Raw genomic sequence first — 25,909 nt, 5'->3', positions numbered from 1 at the left:
CCACTCATGCCCTAGCCTGAATCCACCGAAGCGGAAGGGACCCGCATGACCCTGCCCGATCGTGCGGCTGATTCGGGTGCCGGTCTCCCCTCGAACGGATCCGGCGCCCCGGTGCAGCAGATCGCCCGCCCTGCCACGGGCCGGCTGACCGCGTGGCTCCTCGTGCAGGCGCTCGCCATCTACGGGGTCTACGGGGCGGTGGCGGCGGTGCTGATCCCGAACCAGTTGAGCATCATCGACCCGGCGAACAAAATCGACGATTTCGCGGTCATTGCGACGCTCTTCGCGGTGGTGACGACACTGTCGCAACCGCTGATCGGCGCGTTCTCCGATCGCACCCGATCCAGGTTCGGCCGTCGAGCGCTCTGGATGCTGCTGGGAGCGGGACTGGGCTCCGCGGCGCTACTGGCGTTGAGCGCATCGACCAGCGTGGTGGCGGTCGGCCTGTCCGCGGCGGTCTTGAGCCTGGGGATCAACTCGCTCATCTCCCCGCTCACGGCGACGCTGCCCGACCGTTACGCCGTTGCGCGGCGGGGCGGGGCATCCGCCATGATCGGTGCCGGGACCATGTTGGGGGCGACGATCGGTTCGGTGATCGCGGGGATGCTGGCGGCGCAGCTGGGCGTCGCGTACGTCGCGTTCGCCGTAATGCTGCTGGTGTTGACGCTGCTCTTCCTGATCCTCAACCGGGACTACTCGTCGACGGAGCTCAGCCTCGACCCCTTCTCCCTGCGCACCTTCATCACCCAGTTCTGGCTGAGTCCGAGGAAGCATCCGGAGTTCGGGTGGGTGTTCCTCGCGCGTTTCCTGTTCGTGCTCGGATTCTCCTCGGTGAGCACCTTCACCTATTTCCTGCTCACGAACTACGCGGGGCTGTCGCTCGCGCAGGCGAACGCGAACGTCGGCTTTGTCGGCCTCGCCGCCCTGCCGGGGATGGTGATCGCTGTGCTGCTGACCGGCTTCCTCTCCGACCGGCTCGGCCGGCGGAAGATCTTCATCTGGATCGGATCCGGAGTGATGATTGCCGGCCTGGTCGTTCCGATCGCACTGCCGACCCTGGTCGGGATCACCGTGATGTCGATGTTGACCGGTTTCGGCTACGGGATGTACCAGGCGTCCGACGTTGTGCTGATGACCCAGGTGCTGCCGCGGGCCGGGCAGACCGCGGGCAAAGACCTCGGCATTCTCAACATGGCGACCGGCATTCCGACGGCTCTCGCGCCCGCCCTGTCCGCGGCGCTGATCGGAACGGTCTTCGGCTTTCAGGGTCTGTTCGTCGTGGCGGGCGTCATCGTCTTTGTCGGGGCGCTGGCGATCCTGCCGATCAGGAGCGTCCGCTGACCCGGGAGTCCGCTTCCACGGCGGCTCTCTAGGCTGTACCCATGGCCACAGTCCTTCTCGTGCGGCACGGCCGCACCACCGCGAACGCCGACGGAGTCCTCGCCGGGCGGGCCGCGGGAGTCCGTCTCGACCAGCTCGGCCGTGACCAGGCCGCCCTGACGGGTGCGCGACTGGCCGCGGTGCCGCTCGTCGCCGTGGTCTCCAGCCCACTGGAACGGTGCCGGCAGACGGCGCAACTGATCCTCGACCGCCAGGGTGGTTCCCTGGCGACGCCGATCGAGGAGGGCATCACCGAGTGCGACTACGGGCAGTGGCAGGGCCGAACCCTGCGTGACCTCGCCGCGGAGGAGCTCTGGTCGGTGGTGCAGACGCAGCCGTCGGCCGTCACCTTCCCCGGCGGCGAGTCGATGCCGGCGATGCAGGCCCGGTCGGTCGCCGCGATCCGGCGCCTCGACGCGGCCTTCGAAGCAGAGCACGGGCCCGGTGCCGTGTGGGTGGCGGTGAGCCACGGCGACATCATCAAGTCGGTCTTGGCCGACGCGCTCGGCATGCACCTTGACCTGTTCCAGCGCATCAACGTGGGCCCCGCATCCGTTTCGATCGTGCGCTACGGCGCCGGCCGGCCGAGCGTGCACGCGGTCAACACCGACGCCGGCGACCTCTCCTGGCTGGGCGCCGGAGCCCCGCCGGCCGACGCACCGGTCGGTGGCGGGGCCGGTCAGGCGCCGCACGCATCCGGCGCCTAAAATACCCACATGCCCACAATCGTCCACGAGTTCGACTGGCCGGACCGGGTCGTCGTCGGCACCATCGGCCAGCCCGGGTCGCGCACGTTCTATCTTCAGGTGCGCGACGGAGCCCGCATCGTCAGCGTCGCGCTGGAGAAGCAGCAGTCCGCGCTGCTCGCCGAGAAGATCGACGAGATGCTCGACCAGCTGATGAGCCACACGGGCAACCCGTTCAGCATCCCCACCAGCACTCCCGTCGAACTCGTCGACAACGACCCGCTGGACGAGCCGGTCGCGGAGGAATTCCGCACCGGCTCGATGAGCCTGGCCTGGGACCCCTCGACCGTGCAGGTCGTGGTCGAGGCCTACCCGCTCCTGGAGGGCGAGGCCGACGAGTTCGACGAGGCCGCGCCGGAGCCGGAGGATGTGCTGCTGGTGCGGATGCCGGTCGGCACCGCCCGGGCGTTCGCGAAGCGCACCCGCGAAGTGGTGGGGGCAGGCCGCCCACTCTGCCCGTTCTGCGGCGAGCCCATCGACGAGGACGGGCACACCTGCGCCCTCCCCGGCAGTCCCTGATGCCGCCCGAGGCCGGCTCCGACGCGGATGCCGATACCGACCTCCGCGACGGCGAGCTCGAGCTCACGGGCCGGATCACGACGGCCTCGAACGCGACCTTCCTCGGCAGCATCGGCGGCGTCACGGTCGTCTACAAGCCCATCGCCGGCGAGCATCCGTTGTGGGATTTCCCCGACGGCGATCTCGCCGGCCGGGAGGTCGCGGCGTACCTGGTCTCGGAGGTCTTCGGCTGGAACGTGGTGCCCCGCACCTGGCTGCGCGACGGCCCGATGGGCCGGGGGATGGTGCAGCTCTGGCAGGAGTCCGACCCCGAACAGGATGCCGTCGACCTGGTCGGATCGGGAGCCGTGCCCGAGGCGGGCTGGCGCCCCGTGCTCGACGGGACGGACGAGCAGGGCGACCAGGTCACGCTCATCCACGAGGACTCGGCCGCGCTGCGACGGATGGCGGTGTTCGACATCGTCGTGAACAACGCCGATCGCAAGGGCGACCACATCCTCGCGATGCCGGGCGGCCACCGTCACGGCGTCGACCACGGACTCACCTTCCACGCCGACCACAAGCTGCGCACCGTGCTCTGGGGGTGGATAGGTGAGGCGCTCACCGCCGAGGAGCTGGCCGGGATCGACCGGGTCGTCTCCCAGCTGGCCGGCGGGCTCGGGGAGACCCTCGCCGGGTTGCTCAGCGACCCGGAGATCGCCGCCCTCGCCGCACGCTGCGACCGGTTGCGCGCCGAAGGGCGATTCCCCGCCCCGCACGGGCAGATGCCCGCGGTGCCCTGGCCGCTGTTCTGAGAGCGATTCTCTCGGCCTAGACTTTTGACCGGCCCCCAATTCTTCCTGGCCTGATTCCGATTTTCGGCGCTGTTGCGCGCCCGGAATGCTCCAGACAACCGAAAGGCCTCACCCACCATGGCCCAGATCCACTTCGTCCGGCACGCGGAAACCCTTTTCAACGTCAGCGGGCAACTGCAGGGCTGGTGCGACTCTCCGCTGACCGAACGCGGCGAACGCCAGGCCGCCGCCCTCTGCGAACGGATGCGTGACGTTCCGCTGGCCGCGGCGTTCGTGAGCGATCTCACCCGCACCCGCACGACGATGACGGCGGCGCTCGCCGGGCATCCCCAGCTGGAGCCGACGCCGCTGCGGGAACTGCGCGAGTGGCACTTCGGCAGCTGGGAGGGCCAGCCCAACGCCGACCTCTGGACGCCGGTCTTCGAGGCGCACGGCAAACGCTACGCCCCGAGCCCGGCCGACTGGCCGGGAGTGACGGCCGACGGCTTCGACAGCGTCATCGACAGCATCCATCGCCTCGACCCGATCGGCCGCGCCGAGACCGGGGCCGATGTCACCGCACGCGTCACGGCCGCACTCGAGATCGTGGTCGCCGCGGCAGGGCGCGCAGCCGAGCAGGATGCCGGCGACGTGCTCGTGGTGACCCACGGAAGTGTGCTCGGGAGCCTGCTTCGCAGCCTGGTGCCCGAACATCGCTTCGGCGCGAGCGTGCCGAATTGTGGCGTGGTCAGTGTGTCCTGGCAGGAGGGGAAGTGGGCCGCCGCGGGCGTCGACTCCTCGTGCGGGCAGGTCGCGTGAGACGTACGATACGGTGATGCCCCCGCGTTCACCCTTGCCGCAACGTCACGGGCTCGATGCGGCGTGGGTGTGCACCCCGGAACGGGGCAGCGCCCCAGCGCACCCGTGGCCGAGCATGGGCGCCTGGCTGAACGAGCGGTTGTCCGAGTTCGTCGACGTGACCGGGTTTCTGGCCGGGGAGCGCTTCACCTACCACTCGGGCACGCCGGTCGCCGACGGCGACCCGTATGCGCCGCACACCTTCGTCTGGTTCCACCGGGATCTCGCCGATGAGGCCTTCGTGCCCGGGATCGTCCACATCGTGCACCAGGACGCGCGAATCGTGGTGATCGACAAGCCGGCCTTTCTCTCGAGCATCCCCCGCGGCCGGCACGTTCTGCAGAGCGTGGTGGTGCGCCTGCGCGCCGAGCTCGGACTGCCTGAGCTCTCGCCGCTGCACCGGCTGGACCGGGTGACGTCGGGGCTGCTGATCCTGGCCACCGAACGACGCTGGCGCGGGGCGTACCAGTCGATGTTCCAGCGCGGCGAGGTCGGCAAGACCTACCGGGCGCTGGCCCCGCTGCGGCCCGATCTGGATCTGCCCGTCACCGTGCGCAACCACCTCACCACGCGCCGAGGCCAGTGGCAGGCCGAGCTGGTGGCCGACCTGCCGCCCAACGCGGAGTCGCTGATCGAGCTGGAGACGGTCGTCGAGGACGCGGCCGTCTACCGGCTGACGCCGAGGACCGGGCGCACGCATCAGCTGCGGATGCACATGCTGGGCCTCGGCATTCCCATCATCGATGACCCGGTGTACCCGGTCGTCCAGGACGTCGAGATCGACGACTTCACCCGCCCGCTGCAGCTCCTGGCCAGCGAGGTGCGATTCACCGACCCCGTGGACGGCCGATTGCGCGAGTTCGAGAGCGTGCGCACGCTGCCGCTGCACGGCGAACCCCCAGCCGGCTCCGCCTGAGCGCAACGCGTTCGCTCTCAGAGCCCCGTGCGGCGCTCGCTCGACCTCGGATCGTGCCACGCTGGGGGGATGGACCTGGAGGTGTCACCCGCGCTCACGATTCCCGCGTCGGAACTCGGCTGGCGGTTCTCGCGGTCGTCCGGCCCGGGCGGCCAGCACGTCAACACCTCGGACAGCCGGGTCGAACTGTTCTGGAACGTCGCCGAGTCGGCCGCGTTCACCGACGATCAGCGGATGCTGCTGATCACCCGCCTCGGCCGGCGGCTCATCGCCGGGGTGATCACCGTGACCGCCTCAGAGCGGCGATCGCAGCTGCGCAATCGCGAGATCGCCCTGGCCAAGCTCGCCGACCTCGTCGCCGACGGGCTCGCCCCCGCGGCGGCTCCCCGCCGCCCGACCAAACCCACCCGAGGGTCGGGCCGGCGGCACCTGGCCGCCAAGCAGCAGCGGTCGGAAACCAAACGGCAACGGCAGCGCCCGCCCGCCGAGTAGCGGAGCGCGGCCGCCGGGCGGTGACGTCTACCGGGGGAGCAGCATCTGCCGGAAGAACGCGGCCAGCTCGCCCGTCGCGGCCAGGGGCAGCACGTTCGCCACGTACTGGTCGGGGCGCACGACGACGACGGCGCCGTCCCGGCTGATCCCGCGGAGCTCGAAGATGTCGTGCTCCGGGTCGGCGGCGTACAGCTTCTCGTAGTCGATCAGCTCGAACGGGCCGGTCCTGGGCAGGAACGCCTCGGGCACCCGGCCGACGTCGACGCCGGTGTGGTCCTGCTGGTAGACCACCTTGACATCGAAGACGCTGTCGATATCGCTGCCCGCGGGGGTGTGCACGCCAAGCGGCGACTCGGGCGAGGTCTGAAGCCAGTGCGCCCAGTCGGCGAGGGCCGAGGGCTCACCGGAGAGGTGGGCATCCGCGAACGCGTACACCCGCCAGCGTCCGTCGGCACGGTGGTGGTGCCCGAGCTGCACGGGGTTGGCGTCGGCGACCCGCACGACCGGGGCGGACTTGAAGCGCTTGCCGACCGGGAACCCGGTGGCGAGATCCTGGTGCGTTGCCTCGCCGACCAGCATCGACGGCGGGTACTGGGTCATGAAACCGGCCGGGAACTCGGCCGTTCGGGTGTAGAAGTCTTCCAGCGGCACCTCGAGGTCCTCCGGCCTCGTCGCCATCAGGCTCGACCACTCCTTGTCGAAGTCGATCAGGTTCTTCGCGATCACCTGGCGTTCGGCGGAGTAGGTGCCGAGCAGCGACTCGGGGCTGCGACCGTCGAGCACATAGGCGAGCTTCCAGCCCAGGTTGAAGCCGTCCTGCATGGACACGTTCATGCCCTGGCCGGCCTTGGCGCTGTGCGTGTGGCAGGCGTCACCGGTGATGAACACGCGCGGGGTGCGGGTGCCGATCTCGTGGGGGAGCACGTCGTCGAACCGGTCGGTGAGCCGGTGGGCGACCTCGTACACGCTGTGCCAGGCCACGTTCTTCACGTCCAGCGTGTAGGGGTGCAGGATCTCGTTCGCCTTCGCGATGATCTCCTCGATCGTCGTCTTGCGCACGGCCCCGTTGTCGTCGGGGGCCACCTCGCCCAGGTCGACGTACATGCGGAACAGGTAGCCGCCCTCCCGGGGGATGTGCAGGATGTTCCCGCCCGAGCCGGACTGGATCGCGCACTTCGTGCGGATGTCAGGGAAGTCGGTGACCGCGAGGACGTCCATCACTCCCCAGGCGTGGAAGGCCTGGTCGCCGGCCATCACGGCGCCGATCGAGTCGCGCACGGCGCTCCGGGCGCCGTCGGCGCCGACCACGTACTTGGCGTGCACGATGCGCTCCTGGCCCGCCCGTTCCCCGGTCGTGTGCACGAGCGTCACCGTCACGGGATACTCGCCCGAGTCGGTGTTCACGAGGCTGTGGAAGTCGAAGCCGAAATCGGGTTTCATCCGCGTCGGCGAATCGGCCATCACCTCGCCGAAGTAGTCCAGCACGCGGGCCTGGTTGACGATCAGGTGCGGGAACTCGCTGATGCCGGTGGGGTCGTCGACGGCGCGGGCGGTGCGCACGATGCGGGACGGGTCTGCGGGGTCGGGTTTCCAGAACGCCATCTCGGTGATGCGGTAGGCCTCGGCGATGATGCGCTCCGCGAAGCCGAACGCCTGGAAGGTCTCGACGCTGCGGGCCTGGATGCCGTCGGCCTGCCCGATCGCCAGGCGTTCGCCGCGGCGCTCCACGATGCGGGTGGTGATGCCCGGGAACTTAGAGAGCTGGGCGGCGGTGATCATGCCCGCGGGGCCGGTGCCGACGATGAGAACGTCGACGTTCTCGGGGAGCTCGTCGGGGCGATCGAGGCCGACGCCCGCGGCGTCTTGTATGCGGGGATCGGTGGACACGTATCCGTGGTGGTGGAACTGCACGGCTTCCTCACTTCTCTGTGTGGGCGAATCGGACGGCACTGTCGATTCGATAATGGAACGCGCAGTTCGATTATCGCTTGTTGAATCATATATTATTTGGCGGTCAGTGGTGTGGTCAATGCTGGGCGCACGGCCCCGCGCGCTGTTGGGTACGCTGTGCTGGGCCGCATCCGGCCGATTGGGTGGTGATCATCATGCACGTGCACGGCATCGGTGTTTGCGCGCTCAAGGGCGGTCGCCACCGGTCGCGGAGCCACGTTCTGCTCGGGCCGGATGGGCCGGTCGGAGACCGGGTCTTCGCGGTCGTCGATCTGGAGGTCGGACAGGTCATCAGGACCGTTGAGCATCCGTCTCTGGTGACCTGCGGCGCGCGCTGGGACGACGGGGTGCTGTCGGTGGAGATCGACGGGCAACGCATCGAGGCGGTTCCCCGGATGAGCGGGCGCCGCCTCGCACTCGACTACTGGGGCCGTGCCGCCGCCATGGAGGTGGTCCACGGGCCCTGGGCCCAAGAATTCTCCCGGCTTCTCGGGCGAGCGGTCGTGCTGGCACGCTGCTCCGTCGTGGGTGCGGTGGTCTACGGGGATTCCGTCACGCTCTCCACGACCGGGTCGCTGGGTCGCCTGGCCGACGAGGCCGGGATCATCGTCGACGAGCGCCGGTTCCGGTCGACTTTCACGATCGACACCGGCGACGCCGCGGCTCACGCCGAGGATTCCTGGGCCGGCCGGGAACTGGACCTGGGCGGTGCCCGGCTGCTCGTGGGGCACGGGATCCCGCGGTGCGCGGTCATCGACCTCGAGCCGGACACCGGGGCACGCGGCACGAGCCTGCTCAAGACGCTCGCCGGTTACCGGCTCAACGCCGGCGAGATCGAGTTCGGCGTCTATGCCCGGGTGATCCGCCCGGGCACCGTCTCGCTGGGTGACCGGGCCAGCTTGCGCCCTCTCAGCGGGCCAGGTCGGTCGCCGACGTAGCCGGGCGGTGATCGGGTCGCGGTGGTGCCAAACTGGCAGGATTCACTGCCCCATCTGCGAGGAGCGTCGACGTGCCAGGTTTTGATTTCTTCAGTGGGCAGGGACTCGTGCGCCCGGACGTCACCGCGGCGGACGCCGAGACCATGGCCGCGTCCCTCTTCGGGATCACGGGCACGGCCCGCGAGCTCGGCAGCCAGCAGGACCGCAACTTCCTGATCGGCTCCCGCGACGCCGCATCCAGTGACGGGGCGCCGCGTTACGTGCTCAAGGTCGACAATCCCGCCTTCTCCGCCTCCGAGCTGGCCGCGCAGGACGCGGTGATGGAGCACCTGTCCGCGCGCGGAATGCGGGTGCCGCAGCCGGTGCGCGGGCTGGACGGCAACATCCGTCAGTACTGGCCGGCAACGGATGGCGCCCTCCCGGTTCGGCTGCTGACCTTCATCGAGGGGCCCTCCCTCGAGGCCCAGGGCTATCTGGCCCCGCCGGTGGTCAGGGCGCTGGGCCGGCTCTCGGGCACCACGGCTCTGCACCTGCAGGACTTCGCGGCGGCGGGGCTCGACCGCACGCTGCAGTGGGACCTGCGCAACGCCAAGGCAGTGGTCGACCTGCTGGTGCACTGGGTGCCGGAGGAGGACACCCGGGCACGGCTCCGCGCCATCGCCGACAGCGCCGCCGCGCGCCTGGCGACGGTGATCCCGGCCCTCCGGCTGCAGACGATCCACGGGGACATCACCGATGACAATGTGATCTGCCGGGTGCTGCCGAACGGCCACCACCTCCCCGACGGGGTGATCGACTTCGGCGACCTCGGAACAGGGTGGCTGATCGCGGAACTCGCGGTCACCGCCGCATCCGTGCTGCACCACGTGCCGGACAATCCGTTCGCCGCCCTTGCGGCGATCGTCGCCTTCGACGAGGTGGTTCCCCTGACCGACGACGAGATCGTCGCGCTGTGGCCGCTGATCGTGCTGCGCGGGGCGGTGCTGGTGGCCAGCGGCGAGCAGCAGGTGCGGATCGACGAGGACAACGACTATGCCAGGCACCGGATGGACGCGGAGTGGCGCGTCTTCGCCGCGGCCAGCGCGATCGGCTGGGAGGAGGCGGAAGCGACCATCCGGCTGGCGCTCGGCCGGCCGCCGCACGCCCCGGCCGAGCCGGAAACGTTCCTCCCGATGATCCCCGCGCTGGCCGGCGGCGACTACGAGGTGCTCGACTTCTCTGTGACCAGCCCATTGCTGGCCGACGGCCTCTGGCAGCAGACGGATGCCGAATGGCAGCTCGCGCGTGCAGCCCTCGCCCGGCGCACCGCGGCCGTCGCCCCCTATGGGCAGTTCCGGCTCACCCGAACCCCGCCGCGCTCGCACGCGGAACCTCACACCTTCGCCCTCTTCACCGAGGTCTTCCTGCCTGCCGGGTCGGAGATCGTGGCGCCCGAGGTCGCCGAGGTCGCCGAGGTCGGCGACGACCATCTGGTTCTGGCCCTGGCCGGTTTCGAACTGCGCATCGGCGGGATCGCGTCGAACCAGGTGCCGGGAGCGTGGGTCGCCGCGGGGGAGCCACTGGGTGTTGCCCGCCCGAACGGCGACCGGGAGTCGGCGGCGGGCCCGGTCGGCCGGGTGACCGTGCAGGAGTTCGCCCGCCCGGGGCTGGCGGCCCCGGATGCCGCCCCGCCCTTCGCGCAGACCTCCCGCGCCGCGGCGTGGGCAACCCTCGTGCCGGACCCGGCGCGGTTGCTGGGGCTGGCCGCGCGGGCATCCGTCGCCGATCCGGCGACCGAACTGGCCCGGCGCGGCAGGGTGATGGCCGCCGCGCAGGAGAAGTACTACGAACAGCCGCCGCAGATCGAACGCGGCTGGCGGGAACTGCTCGTCGACACCCGCGGGCGCTCCTACGTCGACATTGTCAACAACGTCGCCGTGATCGGACACAGCCATCCCCGGTTCAGCCGGGCCGTCAGCGACCAGTTGCAGCTGCTCAACACGAACTCCCGTTTTCTCTACTCGGCGCTCGCCGATCTCTGCGAACGGATCGTGGCGACAGCGCCTGACCCCTCACTCGACACCGTGCTGCTGGTCAACAGCGGCAGCGAGGCCGTGGACCTGGCCCTGCGCCTGGCCCGGATCCACACCGGCCGCGACGGCGTCGTCGCCCTCAGAGAGGGCTACCACGGCTGGACGATGGCCTCCGACGCGGTGTCCACCTCGGCCTTCGACAACCCCCACGCCGCGGCCTCCCGGCCCGGCTGGGTGCACATCGCGGATGTTCCCAACGCGTATCGCGGGACGCATCGCGGCACCGGGGCGGCGCAGGGATACGCGGCCGATCTGGCCCGGCTGCTCGATGCTCCGAACGGCCCGGGGGCTGACCTGGCCGCCTTCATCTGCGAGCCCGTGCTGGGCAACGCCGGCGGGGTCGTCCCGCCGCCGGGCTACCTCGCGCTCGCCTATGAGCAGGTCCGCGCCCGCGGCGGGCTGTGCATCGCCGACGAGGTGCAGGTGGGCTACGGCCGGCTGGGCAGCCACTTCTGGGGTGCGGCGCAGCAGGGCGTGGTGCCCGACATCATCACGGTGGCCAAGGCCATGGGCAACGGCTATCCGCTCGGCGCGGTGCTCACCCGCCGGGACATCGCCGAATCCCTGGCCGGGGAGGGCAACTTCTTCTCCTCGGCCGGCGGCAGCCCGGTCGGCTGCGTCGCGGGCCTCGCGGTGCTCGACGTCATCCGGGACGAATCCCTCCAGCAGAACGCGGATGCCGTCGGCCGGCACCTGGCAGGCCGGCTCGCGGAACTCGCGGAGCGGCATCCGCTGATCGGGATGGTGCACGGCCTGGGCCTGTACCTGGGGGTGGAACTCGTGCGCGACCGGGACACCCTCGAGCCGGCGACGAGCGAGACCGCCGCCATCTGCGAACGGATGCTGGAGCTCGGCGTGATCGTGCAGCCGACTTCCGAGCGGCAGAACGTGCTGAAGATCAAGCCGCCCCTGTGCCTGAGCCGGGAGAGCGCGGATTTCTTCGTGGACGCGCTCGACCAGGTGCTGAGCGACGGCTGGTAACGCCGGCGCCGATTGGCGCACCACAGAGCCGGGTGGCCGCTACATCAGCCAGACGCCGCGATTCGAAGACGCGATCGCATTGGCGCCGGCGTTCAGGGCGGCCATCACGTCTTCCTTGTCGCAGACCAATCCCCCCGCGATCAGGGGAAGGTTGGTGTCGGCGCGCACCCAGGAGAGCACTCGCGGCATGCATCCTGGCAGGATCATGATGGCATCCGGTTCCGAAATCTTCACCTGTTTGGACACGTTGTTGTAGCTGAGGGAATCAACGAGGAACAGTCGATGGACAGCCATCAGGCCGGCAGCCTTCGCCGCCTTCACCATGATGGTCTTTGAACTCAGAACTCCGTCGGTTTGGGTGTGAGCCTTCAGGAAATCGACTGCGATCGGTTTGCTCGAAAAGCCGTCGAGCAGGTCCACATCCACGAATACCGTCTTCTCGGCGTTCTTCAGGGTCGCAACGATGCCCTGAATGGTCATCACGGATCCGAAGAGAACGAAGACGACAGGGCAGGGGGCACGCAAAACCGCCCTGAGCCCGTCTTCATCCTTGATGCTCGCGATTACGGGGTGAAGCGACATGACGTCGCTGATCCGGGACGATTCGTCAGCCATGCGCTGAACTCTACCGGGCGACTCAGGCACGGTTCCACGCGCCTCATTCGAGAACCTGCTTGCGCGGGAGACGAATGGCCATGCTAGGCTTCCGCTCAACCTTCAACTTCACACGCGTTCCGGACCTGGTTCGGGACTGTTGCTTAAAACTTAGAGAACAGCGACCCCCTCTTCTGAGGGGATCGCTGTTCTTTTTTTGTCGTTAATCCACGAAGTGGTGGGTTCAGTGCCTCACACCGCAAAACACGAACACCTAGAACGAACGGAACCAGTCGAATAATGCGCCTCACCCGTGAACAGATCGTTAGTGCCTACGTTGACATCCTCGGTAGCGAGCGAGTCATCACCGACGAGCAGACGTTGAAGGACAACAGCGCAGATCGGTACTACAAAGTCGAGAACATCTTCGGCATCTACGCCTTGCCGTTGCCCGCGGCCGTCGTGAAGCCCGGCACCCCCAAGGAGGTTGCCCAGGTGCTGAAATTCGCGAACGAGAACGGCATCAACGTCGTTCCGAAGACCGGAGGCTCAGCCACTGAGGGCGGCCTCGAAACGGTGATCGAAGACTCCATCGTCGTCGACGGCTCCGGCATGAACCAGATTCTGAGCATCGACACCGCCAACATGCTGGCCACCGTGCAGTGCGGCGTCTGCCTCGAAGACCTGGAGAATGAGCTCCGTAAGATCGGCTACACCACCGGGCACTCGCCGCAGTCCAAGCCCCTCGCGCAATACGGCGGGCTGGTCGCAACCCGCTCCATCGGACAGTTCTCCACCCTCTACGGTGGAATCGAAGACATGCTCGTCGGCGTTGAAACGGTCTTCCCGAACGGCCAGATCTGCCGCATCAAGAACGTGCCGAGACGCGCGGCCGGGCCGGACATCCGCCACCTGGTGATCGGCAATGAGGGTGCGTTCAACTACGTCACCGAGGTCACGGTCAAGATCTTCCGCTACTACCCGGAGAACAACAAGTTCTACGGCTACCTGCTGAACGACATGAAGACCGGCCTGGAGATCCTCCGGGAGGTCATCACCCAGGGTTACCGTCCGTCCGTTGCCCGCCTCTACGACAAGGAAGACGGCCTGTACCACTTCAAGCACTTCTCCGACGGGCGGTGCGTGCTCATCTTCGTCGCCGAAGGACCCAAGCCGATCGCCGACGCGACGGGAGCGGCCATCGAGGAGATCGTCGCCGGCTTCGGCTCGGCGGATCGGGTCGAGGACAAGCTCATCGAGGACTGGTTCGACAACCTCAACTGGGACGTCTCGAAGATCGAAGAGGAGCGAATCGAGATCCGGGACACCCTGATCAACGGTTTCACCACCGAGATCTCGGGCAATTGGAGCGTCATCCACGACATCTACACCAACGCGCTTGCTCGCATCCGGAATGAGATCTCGGCGGAGTTCAGCCTGCTCGGCGGCCACTCCAGCCACAGCTACCTCAACGGAACCAATATGTACTTCGTCTACTACTACAAGATCGACGTTGATCCCACCGAAGAACGTGCCACCTACCACGACCCGATCCAGAACATCATCGTCGAGGAAACCCTCAAGCTGGGCGGGTCGATGTGCCACCACCACGGCGTCGGAAAGCACCGCACGCACTTCCTGGCCGAGGAATACGGCTCGTCGCTGTACATGCTCGAGACCCTCAAAACCGCGTTCGATCCGAACGGAATCATGAACCGCGGAACGATCTTCCCACTCAAGAAGTAGCCACCCATTCCGGCGCGGGTGCGCCGAAAGGCACACGATGACCGTGTGCCGACCGGCGCACCCGCGCACAACCCCACTGAACAAGAAACAGAGAAAACGCATGACTGACGTCAACATCTCGGACTTCCAGATGGACTTCTTCTCAATCAAGGGCAAGACCGCGATCGTCACCGGTGGAAACACCGGGCTCGGTCAGGCGTTCACCCTCGCGCTGGCCAAAGCCGGTGCGAACGTGTTCGCCGTCAGCATCATGCCCGACGACGGGAAAACCGGCGCGCTGGTCGAGGCGGCCGGCTCAAAATACTCGTATCTCATGGCGGACATCACGGCCGAAGGAAACCCCAACAAAGTTGTTGAAGCCTGCGTCCGGGAATTCGGCAGCATTGATATTCTCGTGAACTGCGCCGGCCGCAGCATCAACGAGCCCGACGTCACCAAGTACACCCGCGCGCAGTGGGACCCGATGGTTGCTCTCAACCTGACCGCTGCCTTCGAGATGTCGCACGAATGCGCCAAGTACATGATTCCGCAACGCAGCGGCAAGATCATCAACATCTGCTCGGTGTTCACCTTCCTCGGTGGCCAGTGGTCGCCCGCCTACGCCGCCACCAAGCACGGCATCGCCGGATTCACCAAGGCATACTGCGACGAGCTGGCGCAGTTCGGAATCCAGGTGAACGGCATCGCCCCCGGCTACTACGCCACCGAGCTCACGACCGCAACCCGAGCCAACCCCGACACCAACCAGCGGGTCCTCGATCACATCCCGGCCAACCGCTGGGGTCAGACGCAAGATCTCATGGGGGCGACAGTGTTCCTCGCCAGCCGCGCCTCCGACTACGTGAACGGGCACATCCTGAGCGTCGACGGGGGCTATCTGGTGCGCTGAGCGCCGGGACCTGAACATGAATCTCACAATGACGAAGAAGTACATTCTGGGGATCGACGGCGGCTCGCAAAGCTCGAAGGTGGTCATCTTTGACACCGACGGACGAGTCGTGTGCGAAGCCAGCCAGGCCCTGGAGCCCCTCTACACACCCGAACCGGGCGTTGTCGAGCATCCACACGACGACCTCTACGACTCCATCGTTGCCGCCGCGTCGCGTGCAATGCAGGCATTCCAGGGCGATCCGGCAGACATCATCGGCGTGGGCCTGTGCAGCATCCGGTGTTGCCGCGCCCTCACCCGCGCGGACGGCACTCTCGTCGAGCCAGTGCAGAGCTGGATGGACGAACGCCTCTCCAAGCCCTACGAACCGACCAACGACGACGTTGTACACGTGACAACGACATCGGGCTACCTGATGGGGCGCCTCACGGGCGAACTGACCGACACGATCGCCAACTACATCGGCCCATGGCCCATGGACGTTGGAACCTGGGACTGGTTCAGCGACCAGGAGACATTCGACACGTACAACGTCAGCCGGAGCATGTTGTATCGGCTGCAGATGCCCGGCGACGTCGGCGGCTTCGTGAACGAGCAGTTCGCGGCCAGCACTGGAATCCCGCAGGGCCTTCCAGTCGTGCACACCGCAAACGACAAGGCCGCCGAAGCACTCGGGGCAGGGCTCCGCGACGAAACGACGGGCCTGGTGTCTCTGGGCACGTACATCGCGGGCATGATCGTCGGAAAGGAATTCGTCGCCGAGCCGACGTCGTTCTTCTCGAATTTCGCGTCAGAACCGCACCGGTACATCTACGAGTGCGGAGGCATCCGTCGTGGCATGTGGACCGTCTCCTGGCTCCGCAACCTTCTCGGGCGGGAAATCACCGACGGCGCAGCAGCCGCAGGGATGACCGGCGACGACTTCCTCAACGCGGTCGCGTCTGACGTTCCGGCGGGCAGTGACGGCCTGCTGTGCGTGCTCGACTGGCTCGCGCCGCCCACCAAGCCGTACAAGAAGGGGATGTTCCTCGGCTTCGATGAGCGCCACGGCTATGCCCACATGTACCGCTCGATCCTCGAGGGCATCGCCTTCACCATGAAGCAGAACATGGTGAACATGGAGGAGGAGCGGGGCATCACCATCGACACTCTCGTCGTCTCCGGCGGCGGTTCCTACAGCGACCTGTGCATGCAGATCTTTGCCGATGTCTTCGGCATTCCTGTGGTGCGCAACGAGGTGCGCAATGCAGCCGGCCTCGGCGCGGCCATCTGCGTCGCCGTCGCCTGCGGTGTGTACCCGACCTTCGATGACGCCTCCAGCAGGATGGTGCATCGCGAGGACACCTTCGAGCCGAACGTCGAAAACATCGACCTCTACACCCAACTCCGCGCGGTCTCCGTCGACATCACGGCGCAGACCGACGCCATCCTCCAACGCACGCACCGTATCCTCTACGATCGCAAAGGGGCAATCGCACATGTATAAGACCGGCCACTCAAAGAAGATCTTCCAACTCGTGCTGCTGATTCTGGCGGGAGGTTCCATCTACCCGTTGGTGTACCTGCGTCAGAACTTTGAGGCGACAATTCTGCAGGTCTTCGACATGTCGAATGCCGAGTTGGCAAATCTGTACTCGATGCTCGGCATCATCTTCGTCATCGGTTACCTCCCCAGCGGATGGCTGGCCGACAAATTCCCCACGAAGTACATGATCACCTTTTCGTTGGCCCTCACAGCGGTCACGGGATTGTTCTACGCCCAGATCCCGGACAAGTCGACTTTGGTCTACGTCTTCCTCGTCTGGGGCTTTGCCTCCGTCTTCACCTTCTGGAGTGCGCTCCTGAAGGCAGTCAACCTGCTCGCTGAGAAGAACGAGGAAGGCAGATTCTTCGGTGCCCTCGATGGCGGGCGAGGAGTGGTTGAAGCGGCCCTTGCCACCGTGGCGGTCGGGATCTTCGCGGCGTTCGTCGGCGACGGCGGGTCGAACATCACCGACACCACGGCAGGATTCCAGGCGGTCGTGTACATGTACTGCGCTGTGCTCATCGTGCTCGCCGTTGTGCTCTTCTTCGTGCTTTCCAGCGACGAGAAGATGAAAGCCGAGGAGACCCACGCCGAGCCGGTCGAGTCGACGTTCGCCGCCGTTCGCCGCATCCTCAAGATCCGTGAAGTGTGGGTCTTGATGTTCGCACTGTTCTGTGGGTACACCCTCTTCTGGGCGTACTACTACTTCTCCGGATACCTGACGACGAACCACTCGGTTACCCCGGTTGCCGCCGGAGTCGTCACCGTCGTCGTGATGTGGATGCGGCCCATCGGTGGATTCGGTGGTGGATACCTCGCCGACAAGCTCGGAAAGTCTCGGGTGTTGTCGGCCGCCATGCTGGCCGCGGCCGTCGGGCTGATCGGGTTGGCGCTCATGCCAGGTGGTTTTGCCATCGGTCTGGTCTACGTGCTGGTGGTCTTGGTCGGACTGTTCGTCTACGTCATCCGCGGTGTCTACTGGTCGCTGCTTGAAGACTGCCGGGTTCCTGTGGCGGCGACGGGCATCGCGATCGGGCTGATCTCGCTCGTCGGGTACCTTCCCGACATCGTCCTGCCTCAGATCAGCGCCGCCATCTATACCGCCTATGGTGATGACGTGGCCAGCGCCAACAACCTGTACTTCCTGATCACGGCCGGTATCGGCCTGGTTGGCGCCGTTGCCGCCGCATACTTCGCGGTCCTGGTCAAGAGGCGCAAGGTCGCCGAGGCCGGGCAAGCAGGCTCAGAGCACGCCGCGGCGTCGGCCAACACGACCGGCAGCTGAGGGCCGGACGCGCGTCTCCTCGCGGTCAGGCTCCGACGTAGGCCGCGAGGTGCTCGCCGGTGAGGGTGGAGCGGGCGGCGACGAGGTCGGCGGGGGAGCCCTCGAAGACGATCCGGCCGCCGTCATGCCCGGCACCGGGGCCGAGGTCGATGATCCAGTCGGCGTGCGCCATCACCGCCTGGTGGTGTTCGACGACGATCACCGACTTGCCGGAGTCGACGAGCCGGTCGAGCAGGCCGAGCAACCGTTCGACGTCGGCGAGGTGCAGGCCGGCGGTCGGTTCGTCGAGCACGTAGACGCCGCCCTTCTCGCCCATGTGTGTGGCCAGTTTGAGCCGCTGGCGCTCGCCGCCGGACAGCGTGGGGAGCGGCTGGCCGAGGCTGAGGTACCCGAGGCCCACGTCGGCGAGCCGGTCCAGGATGGCGTGCGCGGCCGGCGTGCGCGCCTCCCCGGCGCCGAAGAATGCCTCGGCGTCGGTCACCGACATCTCGAGCACCTCGCTGATGTTGCGGCCGCCGAGGTGGTACTCCAGCACGGATGCCTGGAACCGCTTCCCGTCGCATTCCTCGCAGGTGGTGGCGACGCCGGCCATCATCGCCAGATCGGTGTAGAGGACGCCGGCGCCGTTGCAGGCGGGGCAGGCACCCTCGGAATTGGCGCTGAACAGTGCCGGCTTCACCCCGTTGGCCTTCGCGAAGGCCTTGCGGATCGGGTCGAGCAGCCCGGTGTAGGTCGCCGGGTTGCTTCTCCTGGAGCCGCGGATCGCGCCCTGGTCGATCGAGACCACATTGTCGCCGGCGGGGATCGAGCCGTGCACGAGCGAGCTCTTTCCCGAGCCGGCGACACCCGTGACGACGACGAGCACCCCGAGCGGCACGTCGACGTCGACGCTCTGCAGGTTGTGCGCCGTCGCGCCCCGGATCTCGAGCGAGCCGGCGGGCATCCGCACCGTCTGTTTGAGGACGGCCCGGTCGTCGAAGTGGCGACCGGTGAGGGTGCCGCTGGTGCGCAGCTCCTCGACCGTGCCCTCGAAGCAGACCTCGCCGCCCGCCGCACCGGCGCCGGGGCCGAGGTCGACGACGTGGTCGGCGATCGTGATCGTCTCCGGCTTGTGCTCGACGACGAGCACCGTGTTGCCCTTGTCCCGGAGCCGCAGCAGCAGGCCGTTCATCCGCTGGATGTCATGGGGGTGCAACCCGATGGTGGGCTCGTCGAACACATAGGTGACGTCGGTGAGGGAGGAGCCGAGGTGGCGGATCATCTTGACCCGCTGCGCCTCGCCGCCGGACAGCGTGCCGGTGGGCCGTTCGAGCGACAGGTAGCCCAGGCCGATCTCCACGAACGACTCGAGGTTCTCCCGCAGCGCGTCGAGCAGCGGCGCCACGGACGGTTCGGTGAGGCCGCGCACCCACTGGGCCAGGTCGCTGATCTGCATGGCGCAGGCGTCGGCGATGCTGATGCCCTCGATTGTGGAGGACCGGGCGCCCTCGTTGAGCCGGGTTCCGTTGCAGTCGGGGCAGGTGGTGAAGGTGACGGCCCGGTCGACGAAGGCCCGGATGTGCGGCTGCATCGCCTCCTTGTCCTTGGACAGCATCGACTTCTGGATCTTCGGGATCAGCCCCTCGTAGGTGAGGTTGATGTTGTCGACCTTGATCTTGGTCGGTTCCTTGTAGAGCAGGTTGTGAAGCTCGGTCTTGGTGAAGTCGCGGATCGGCTTGTCCGGGTCGAAGAAGCCCGAGCCGCTGAAGATGCGGCCGAACCAGCCGTCCATGCTGTAGCCGGGGATGGTGAGGGCCCCACTGTTCAGTGATTTGCTGTCGTCGTAGAGCTGGGCGAGGTCGAGGTCGGTCACGTTGCCCATGCCCTCGCAGCGCGGGCACATGCCGCCGGTGATGCTGAAGCTGCGCCGCTCCTTGACGGTCTGCCCGCCGCGCTCGATCGAGACGGCGCCGGCCCCGCTGATCGAGGCGACGTTGAACGAGTAGGCCTTCGGCGAGCCGATGTGCGGCTGCCCGAGCCGGCTGAAGACGATCCGCAGCATGGCGTTGGCGTCGGTGACGGTGCCGACGGTGGACCGGGGGTTGGCGCCCATCCGCTCCTGGTCGACGATGATCGCGGTGCTCAGCCCGTCGAGCACATCCACGTCGGGCCGCGCCAGCGTCGGCATGAAGCCCTGAACGAAGGCGCTGTAGGTCTCGTTGATCATCCGCTGCGACTCCGCGGCGATCGTGCTGAATACCAGCGAACTCTTGCCGGAGCCGGAGACGCCGGTGAACACCGTCAGCCGCCGCTTCGGGATCTCGACGTCGATGTTCTTGAGGTTGTTCTCGCGCGCGCCCCGCACGCGAATCCGATCGTGGCTGTCGGCAACGTGCAGTGCCGGCGTCTGCGTGTCCGTGCGCGTGGCGATGCTCATCGTGTCTCCCTCTGTAGCGCCGGGCCGACCTGGCGGTGCCCGTCGGCGTCTGCCCGTCGGCGTTTGCCCGTCGGCGTTTGCCCGCGGGCGTTTGCCCGCCGGCGTCGTCTGACTCGATCCAACCCGCTTCGAGCATACGACTGGTTCCCCGTCGCCGGGGGGTCAGGTCGCGTACGGCTAGAGGATGCTCGTCGCGCGCTCGCCCTGCAGGTGCGGCAGGGCGGCGAGGATGCTGCTGATCACGCCGGCCTCCGAGTTCGAGGGGGCGATGTTCCGGGCGCGGGCACGGATGCTCGGGTGCGCGTTGGCAACAGCGTAGGAATGCCCGGCAGCATCGAGCATCTCGGCGTCGTTGAGGTAGTCGCCGAACGCCATCGTCTGATCCCTGCTGATGCCCAGCTGTTGCTGGAGCCGCACCAGGGCCCGGCCCTTGTTCGCTCCCTGGCCCATCACATCGACGTAGTTCTCGCCGGAGACCACAACGTCCGCCGGGAGGTCGAGCTCGCGGATCGCCGGTCCCGTGCGGGTCTCGGCCCTGCCGACGTCGTAGATCGCGAGTTTGAGGACGACGTCATCGAGGGCGGCGACCTGGACATCCGCCACGACCTCGAGTGCCGCGTAGTAGCGGGACACGTGGCTGACGAAGTCGGGATCGGAGCGTTCGATGTACGCGGAGCGGGCGCCGCAGACGATGATCCCCAGGTCGGCTCCGGCGGCCGCGGTGGTGCGCACCCAGTCCACGATGGGGGCGATGATCGCTGGATCGACGGGTTCCTGCACGATGCTGGTGCCGTCCTTGACCACGTTGGCCCCGTTCTCCGCAATGTAGAGCAGGCCGTCGCGCTCGCCGAAGACCGCGTGGAGGGTCTGGTACTGGCGGCCGCTGGCGGGAACGAACAGCACTCCGGCCTGCGCGAGGTCGTCGAGGAGAGGCCAGAACGCGTCGGGAACGCGGCCGTCGTCATCGAGAAGGGTGCCATCCATGTCCGAGACGATGAGGCGGATGTCGGCTTGCTCTGCTGGGTGGGTCACACGGCGGCTTTCATTTCGATGGCGGTGCGGTGGGCCGCGAATGCGTCAGCGGCGCCCGCCCTGTCCTTCGATGATGTCACCCCTGTCTGTCAGAGTTCCTGTCAGTCCCTGTCGGTGTCCCGTCGGTGTCGCCGTCGGCGACCGGCGCTAGAGCAGATCCAGCTCTTCGGCCCGGCGCACGGCCGCCGGCCGGCTGTTCACCGATAGCTTGCCGAAGATGTGCCGCGTGTGGGTGCGGATCGTGTTCAGGGACAGGTAGAGCTCGCGGGCGATCTCCGGCCCGGTGAGCTCGGTGGCCAGGAGCCGGAGCACGTGCAGTTCGCGCTCGCTCAGCGCCTCCCCGGCGGCCAGGGGTACGGCGGGCTGGGCCCCGACGGGCTGGGCCCCGGCGGTGGCCGGCCGGAATGCGCGGCGCAACCGGGAGAGGTGCCCCGGCCGGATTCCCCGGTGCGCGGCCTCACCCAGAAGCTCTGCCAGGGGAGCACCCTCATCGAGGAAGAGTCGCAGGTAGCCTTCAGGTTCGGCCTGGTCGAGCACCCGTTCCAGGGACGCGAGGGCGAGGGAGAGACGTCCCCGGGCCTGATGGGCGAGCGCCTGCAACACCAGGATCTCGTTGCCGCTTCCCGTGCGGCCCCCTGCCTCGGCCGCCTCGAGGAGCCGGTCCAGCAGTGCCAGTGCTTCCTGAATCGCGCCCTGCTTCGGATCGGCCCGGTGCTCGGCGATCAGCAGTCGCGCCAGGGTGATCTGCGCGAACTCGCCCAGATAGCTGACCTCGGCGGTGGAGAGCCCCTGCCCGGTCGCCCACTCCCGTGCCTCGGCGAGCCGGCCCTGCGAGATCCAGACGCGTGCCCTCAGCGCGGATATCGGGCGCACCTCGGGGAAGAAGCCGCGCGCGTACAGGCGTTCCGCCTCGGTGAGCAGGTCCAGCGCCGCGTCGGGGTTTCCCTCGGCTTCCCTGACCCGCGCCATCGCGACGAACCAGCGATAGCGGTTCTCGGGCAGGGACGCGCGCTCGCCGAGTGCCTGGGCTGCCAACAGGTGCTCCCTGGCGGCATCCAGTTCGCCCTGCTCCCGGTGCAGCTCGCTGATGCCCACATGCAGGTCGGCCATCGGCTGCGGAGCCGGCTCGCCCTGCGCGCTCGCCACCTGCAGGGCTTCGTCGTAGGCCCGCCGGGCGTCACGCAGGCGACCGAGCGGGATCAGCATGTCGGCCAGCACCACCGTGGTGCCGAGCACATCGGCGGTGTTGCCGGCCAGCCGCAGTGTCGTCCTGACCTCGGCGAAGGCCCGCAGTCCCGCCTCAAGGTCTCCGCTCGCCCAGGAGGCGAGGCCCAGGAAGCCGGCCGCCGCCGCACGTCCGAAGTGATCGCCCGGCTCGGTGAGGTCGAGCGCGCGCCGGGCGTGCTCCGCGGTGCCGGCCACATCACCCAGCGCCTGGGCGAGCGAGGCCCGGTAGACGGCGATCATCACCGGCAGCAGCCGAAGCTCTTCTCCGACTGCGGCAGGGTCGGCCACGGCTGCGCCGGGCACGGCTGCGTCGGCCAAGGCTGCGCCGGGCCCGCTGCCTGCGCCGGCCGCCGCACGCAGGCCAGCCTCGGCATCCCTCAGCCGGAGTTCGACGGCATCCAGGTTGCCCGCAATGAGCATCGCCCAGGCGAGGTAGACGCTGAGCACGGGCCGGCGAGCCACGACCTCGGCAGGCAGCAGCGTGAGCCACTCGAGCAGGGTCGCGTCCTGCCTGCCCTTGCGCAGGGCAGGCACGGCCCCCTCGATGAGGTTCGCGGCGCGCTCGAAGTCCTCGGCGGCAAGCGCATGCCTGACCGCGTCCTCGGGCAGGTTGTTGCGCTCATACCACTCGCCGGCTCGTCGATGGAGGTCGGGAAGGCTGTCGCGCCACTCGGCGGGGAACCGAGCCCGGAGAACGTCGGCGAACAGGTGATGGTAGCGATACCACCGGCGGTGGTCGTCCAGCGGAGCGACGAACAGGTTCTCCCGCTCCAGTTTCTCGAGCATCTCGTCGCCCCCTGCCTGCCCGGTGACGGCGTCGCAGAGGGGGCCGCTGAGCCGGTCGAGAATGGCGGTGCGGAACAGGAAGTTGCGCACGTCGTCCGGCTGGCGCTGCAGCACCTCTTCGACCAGATAGTCGATCACGAACCGGTGGCTGCCCGTGAACGCCCGGATGAAACCGGCGATGTCCGAACGATCCCGCATGGACAGGGCGGCCAGCTGCAGGCCGGCGATCCAGCCCTCGGTGCGGGTCTCGAGGGCGGCGATGTCGGTGGCCGACAGCGTCAGGCCCATCACCTCGTTGAGGAACGCAGCGGATTCGTCCGGTGTGAAGCGCAGATCGGCCGCACGCAACTCGGTCAACTCGCCCCGGCCCCGCAGCCGGGCCAACGGAAGCGACGGGTCGGAGCGGCCGGCCATGGCCAGGTGAACGTTCGACGGGAGGCGCTCCAGCAGGAAGGCGAGGGCATCCCGCACCGGTGCCGCATCAACCAGGTGGAAGTCGTCGAGCACGAGGATGGTGTCGTGCGGCGCCTGTGCGATGTCGTTGATGAGCGCCGTGAGCGTCTGCTCGACCGTCAGTGCCTGCTCGACCGATGGCGGCTGAGCGGGCCCGGCACTCCGCAGGGCGGCGACGAGGTAGGTCAGGAAGCGGGCCGGATCGTTGTCGCCGTCGTCCAGGGACACCCAGGCCACTCGAACGCTCGCGTCACGTTGCCGGCTGTCGGCGATCCACTCGCTGAGGAGAGTTGTCTTGCCGAAGCCGGCAGGGGCCGAGATGAGAGTCAGCTTCCGGCCCGGGCGCAGGCCCTCCCTCAGACGCGCGATCAGGCGCGGGCGAGGAACGACCTGGGGTCGCAGAGCAGGAACGAAGAGTTTCGTGGCCAGGACGGGCGTCGGCATGACCTCATCATATTGAGGGCCGGGGGAAACGGCGCTCGCCGACCGCCGACCGGCGGTCAGGGCGTTCGACGGGCTGTCCAATGCCGTCAATTCGCTATCGTTCGGCGGAGTGCACGGCTATGTTGAGGTCAACTGAAGGAGGCGGTTGTGAGCACACGACCACATGACCTGGCCGATCTGTACCTCGCTCCCGTCGCCCTCGACGTCGACCATCACCTGGAGGAGCTGTCCGGCCTCTCGGTCGAGGAGGTGCGATACCGCGTGATCCTCGGGGCGGACCGCGAACCGCGCAATGCCCGGGAACGGGAGGAGGCGTGGATTGAAACCCTCACGCGCGGCCTCGACCTGCACGGCTGGCAGGTGTCCCGGCATCCGCGGGGCCTTCTGCTCGCGCACGACGCCTATGCCCTGGTGCTCGGGATTCCGGCCAACGTGGTCGCCTACCTGGACGCGTGAATCCAGTGTCAGCCTCGTGTGACCTGCACTGGTGTCAGTCGCGGTCGGCCAGGAGTTCGACGCCCAGGTCGTAGGCGGCGGGGTTGGCGACATCGGAGAGCACGATGACGGCCATGCTCCGGGTGCGGTCGACGCCGAAGTAGGAGCTATAGCCGCCGGTCTGGCCGTTGTGCCAGGCGAGCGTCCGGCCGTCATCCCTGGTGGAGACGTGCCAGAAGCCTCCGATGCGGGTGCCCGTCATGTCTGTAGCGGTGGTCGGGTCCAGGGCGGCCAGGCCGGGTGCGGTGCCGTCGAGGAGCGCGGTGGCGAGCCTGGCGAGGTCGCCGGTGGTGGAGACGGCGCCGCCGCCCGGTGCGTAGGCGTCCAGCAGCCAGGGCTGCACGCGGAGGCCGCTCTTCGATCGGCCGCCCGGAACGAGGGAGCGCTGGTCTTCGATGACGGTGTGGGTCATCGCGAGCGGTTCGAAGAGGCGGGTGCGCATCAGGTCGGGGTAGCTCATCCCGGCTGCGTCCGCCGCGGCCTGCCCGGCAATGGCGGCGCCCAGGGTGGAGTAGGCATAGGCCCCTCTGGTTGGGAGAGTTCCCTCCCGGGCTTCCTGGAGCAGCTGCGTGAGGCCGGTGCCCAGGAAGTTTTGGCCGAGCGGTGCGCCCCAGAGTGCGCGGCGGAGGCTGGCGGCTCCGAATTCGGCGTAGCCGGCGGTGTGGGTGACGAGCTCGTTCAGGGTGACCGTGCCGGCCGGCGACCCTGCCAGCTGGGGCAGGTAGGTCGACACCGGGATGTCCATGCGCAGTTCGCCCCGGTCCACGGCGTCCCTGATCACGAGTCCGGTCATCGCCTTCGTCAGCGACCCGACCTCCATGAGGGTTGTCTCGTCGGCACCGAGGCCGCCGAACCGGACCGGGTGGGCTGAGTCGAGGTCGACCCGGGCGACCGCCAGGTCCTGGAATCCGGCGAGCATTCCCTGGCCTGCTTCCCGGTCCAAACTGCCGAGGACCGCCGCGTCGCCGATGCGGCTGTCGGCGAGGCTGGGGGAGAGGGTCCAGGCGGTCAGGCCGACGACGAGCGCTCCGACCACCACCGTGGGAATCAGTCGGCGTGAGACGAGGTAGGCCAGGGCCAGTGCGCCCGTCATGAGCAGGGCGGTCCAGCTGTCGTCGGCGTAGGTGCCGCCGTTCAGCGACATGAACAGCATCACCGCCGGAATGGCGAGCAGAACGACGGCGGCGAGCACCCTGCCGGGCCAACGGCGGGCGAACGTGGCCAGGGTTCGGTCGGAGGCCATCACTTGCTCCATTTCGCCGGGCCGGTGTGGTGCGTGCGGGTCGCGACGCGGGTGTAGCCGTCTCGGGTGATGGCCCGGACTGTCGCCGCGGCGGCGAACGTGATGGCCGCGAGAATGATGAATTCCATGGTGGTGATCCTTTCGGGATG

General features: G+C 68.0%; 21 protein-coding genes. 14 read left to right on the top strand and 7 right to left on the bottom strand.

Features of this window, described 5'->3' with window-relative positions:
• The first annotated feature begins 45 nt into the window (after positions 1-45).
• The 7 genes from E3O48_RS01480 to arfB all read left to right on the top strand — a co-directional run bounded on the left by E3O48_RS01480 (position 46) and on the right by arfB (position 5,684).
• Positions 46-1,341, top strand: coding sequence for an MFS transporter (locus E3O48_RS01480; RefSeq protein WP_134537066.1), 1,296 nt, complete (start codon positions 46-48; stop codon positions 1,339-1,341).
• A 41-nt stretch (positions 1,342-1,382) separates the two neighbouring features.
• Entirely contained in the window at positions 1,383-2,087 is a 705-nt protein-coding gene (locus tag E3O48_RS01475; protein WP_134537065.1) for a histidine phosphatase family protein, read from the top strand.
• Between the two features lie 9 nt (positions 2,088-2,096).
• Positions 2,097-2,645, top strand: a complete 549-nt coding sequence (locus E3O48_RS01470) for a DUF3090 domain-containing protein (RefSeq protein WP_134537064.1) — start codon at positions 2,097-2,099, stop codon at positions 2,643-2,645.
• Positions 2,645-3,439 (top strand): SCO1664 family protein, encoded by a 795-nt coding sequence (locus tag E3O48_RS01465; protein WP_134537063.1) that lies wholly within the window; start codon positions 2,645-2,647, stop codon positions 3,437-3,439. The genes E3O48_RS01470 and E3O48_RS01465 overlap by 1 nt, the downstream gene beginning before the upstream one ends.
• Before the next feature lie 117 nt (positions 3,440-3,556).
• Positions 3,557-4,237 (top strand): histidine phosphatase family protein, encoded by a 681-nt coding sequence (locus tag E3O48_RS01460; protein WP_134537062.1) that lies wholly within the window; start codon positions 3,557-3,559, stop codon positions 4,235-4,237.
• A 16-nt stretch (positions 4,238-4,253) separates the two neighbouring features.
• Positions 4,254-5,192 (top strand): pseudouridine synthase, encoded by a 939-nt coding sequence (locus tag E3O48_RS01455; protein WP_134537061.1) that lies wholly within the window; start codon positions 4,254-4,256, stop codon positions 5,190-5,192.
• A gap of 69 nt (positions 5,193-5,261) precedes the next feature.
• Entirely contained in the window at positions 5,262-5,684 is a 423-nt protein-coding gene (gene arfB, locus E3O48_RS01450; RefSeq protein WP_134537060.1) for an alternative ribosome rescue aminoacyl-tRNA hydrolase ArfB, read from the top strand.
• Positions 5,685-5,711: 27 nt separating this feature from the next.
• Here the strand turns inward: arfB and E3O48_RS01445 are convergent, their stop codons facing one another.
• Positions 5,712-7,595 (bottom strand): FAD-binding monooxygenase, encoded by a 1,884-nt coding sequence (locus tag E3O48_RS01445; RefSeq protein WP_134537059.1) that lies wholly within the window; start codon positions 7,593-7,595, stop codon positions 5,712-5,714.
• A 185-nt stretch (positions 7,596-7,780) separates the two neighbouring features.
• Between E3O48_RS01445 and E3O48_RS01440 the strand changes: the two genes are divergently transcribed.
• Positions 7,781-8,572, top strand: coding sequence for an MOSC domain-containing protein (locus E3O48_RS01440; protein ID WP_134537058.1), 792 nt, complete (start codon positions 7,781-7,783; stop codon positions 8,570-8,572).
• A gap of 71 nt (positions 8,573-8,643) precedes the next feature.
• The gene (locus E3O48_RS01435) at positions 8,644-11,625 is read left to right on the top strand and encodes an aminotransferase (protein WP_134537057.1); all 2,982 of its coding nucleotides are present in this window, start codon (positions 8,644-8,646) and stop codon (positions 11,623-11,625) included.
• 39 nt (positions 11,626-11,664) lie between these two features.
• On the opposite strand, the gene E3O48_RS01430 is transcribed toward E3O48_RS01435, so the two are convergent.
• On the bottom strand, positions 11,665-12,240 hold the full coding sequence (locus tag E3O48_RS01430) for a glycerol-3-phosphate responsive antiterminator (protein WP_134507443.1): 576 nt from the start codon (positions 12,238-12,240) through the stop codon (positions 11,665-11,667).
• A gap of 279 nt (positions 12,241-12,519) precedes the next feature.
• Between E3O48_RS01430 and E3O48_RS01425 the strand changes: the two genes are divergently transcribed.
• The 4 genes from E3O48_RS01425 to E3O48_RS01410 all read left to right on the top strand — a co-directional run bounded on the left by E3O48_RS01425 (position 12,520) and on the right by E3O48_RS01410 (position 17,664).
• Positions 12,520-13,965 carry an FAD-binding oxidoreductase gene (locus E3O48_RS01425; protein ID WP_134537056.1) on the top strand — a complete coding sequence of 482 codons (1,446 nt, stop codon included), beginning with the start codon at positions 12,520-12,522 and terminating at the stop codon, positions 13,963-13,965.
• Positions 13,966-14,065: 100 nt separating this feature from the next.
• Positions 14,066-14,854 carry an SDR family oxidoreductase gene (locus E3O48_RS01420; RefSeq protein WP_134537055.1) on the top strand — a complete coding sequence of 263 codons (789 nt, stop codon included), beginning with the start codon at positions 14,066-14,068 and terminating at the stop codon, positions 14,852-14,854.
• A gap of 16 nt (positions 14,855-14,870) precedes the next feature.
• Positions 14,871-16,340: an FGGY-family carbohydrate kinase gene (locus tag E3O48_RS01415; protein WP_198413002.1), complete on the top strand. Its 1,470-nt coding sequence runs from the start codon at positions 14,871-14,873 to the stop codon at positions 16,338-16,340.
• Positions 16,333-17,664 (top strand): nitrate/nitrite transporter, encoded by a 1,332-nt coding sequence (locus tag E3O48_RS01410; protein WP_134537054.1) that lies wholly within the window; start codon positions 16,333-16,335, stop codon positions 17,662-17,664. Before E3O48_RS01415 ends, E3O48_RS01410 begins: the two co-directional genes overlap by 8 nt.
• A gap of 25 nt (positions 17,665-17,689) precedes the next feature.
• Here the strand turns inward: E3O48_RS01410 and E3O48_RS01405 are convergent, their stop codons facing one another.
• The 3 genes from E3O48_RS01405 to E3O48_RS01395 form a co-directional block, all read right to left on the bottom strand.
• Complete coding sequence (locus E3O48_RS01405) at positions 17,690-20,080, bottom strand: excinuclease ABC subunit UvrA (protein WP_134537053.1); 2,391 nt, start codon at positions 20,078-20,080, stop codon at positions 17,690-17,692.
• Positions 20,081-20,257: 177 nt separating this feature from the next.
• Positions 20,258-21,112 (bottom strand): Cof-type HAD-IIB family hydrolase, encoded by an 855-nt coding sequence (locus E3O48_RS01400; RefSeq protein ID WP_241982352.1) that lies wholly within the window; start codon positions 21,110-21,112, stop codon positions 20,258-20,260.
• A gap of 147 nt (positions 21,113-21,259) precedes the next feature.
• The gene (locus E3O48_RS01395) at positions 21,260-24,022 is read right to left on the bottom strand and encodes a LuxR C-terminal-related transcriptional regulator (RefSeq protein ID WP_134537052.1); all 2,763 of its coding nucleotides are present in this window, start codon (positions 24,020-24,022) and stop codon (positions 21,260-21,262) included.
• Positions 24,023-24,169: 147 nt separating this feature from the next.
• On the opposite strand from E3O48_RS01395, the gene E3O48_RS01390 reads away from it, so the two are divergent.
• Complete coding sequence (locus E3O48_RS01390; RefSeq protein WP_134507310.1) at positions 24,170-24,478, top strand: hypothetical protein; 309 nt, start codon at positions 24,170-24,172, stop codon at positions 24,476-24,478.
• 34 nt (positions 24,479-24,512) lie between these two features.
• On the opposite strand, the gene E3O48_RS01385 is transcribed toward E3O48_RS01390, so the two are convergent.
• Together E3O48_RS01385 and E3O48_RS18150 are read right to left on the bottom strand one after the other, a co-directional pair.
• Entirely contained in the window at positions 24,513-25,760 is a 1,248-nt protein-coding gene (locus E3O48_RS01385) for a serine hydrolase (protein WP_166788580.1), read from the bottom strand.
• Positions 25,760-25,888 (bottom strand): hypothetical protein, encoded by a 129-nt coding sequence (locus tag E3O48_RS18150; protein WP_255453685.1) that lies wholly within the window; start codon positions 25,886-25,888, stop codon positions 25,760-25,762. The genes E3O48_RS01385 and E3O48_RS18150 overlap by 1 nt, the downstream gene beginning before the upstream one ends.
• Positions 25,889-25,909: the final 21 nt, after the last annotated feature.

The organism is Cryobacterium sp. HLT2-28, assembly GCF_004402495.1.
Taxonomy (GTDB): Bacteria; Actinomycetota; Actinomycetes; order Actinomycetales; family Microbacteriaceae; genus Cryobacterium; species Cryobacterium mannosilyticum.
Note: the sequence above shows the minus strand (reverse complement) of the source record. Positions and strands in the feature narration are given on the sequence as shown.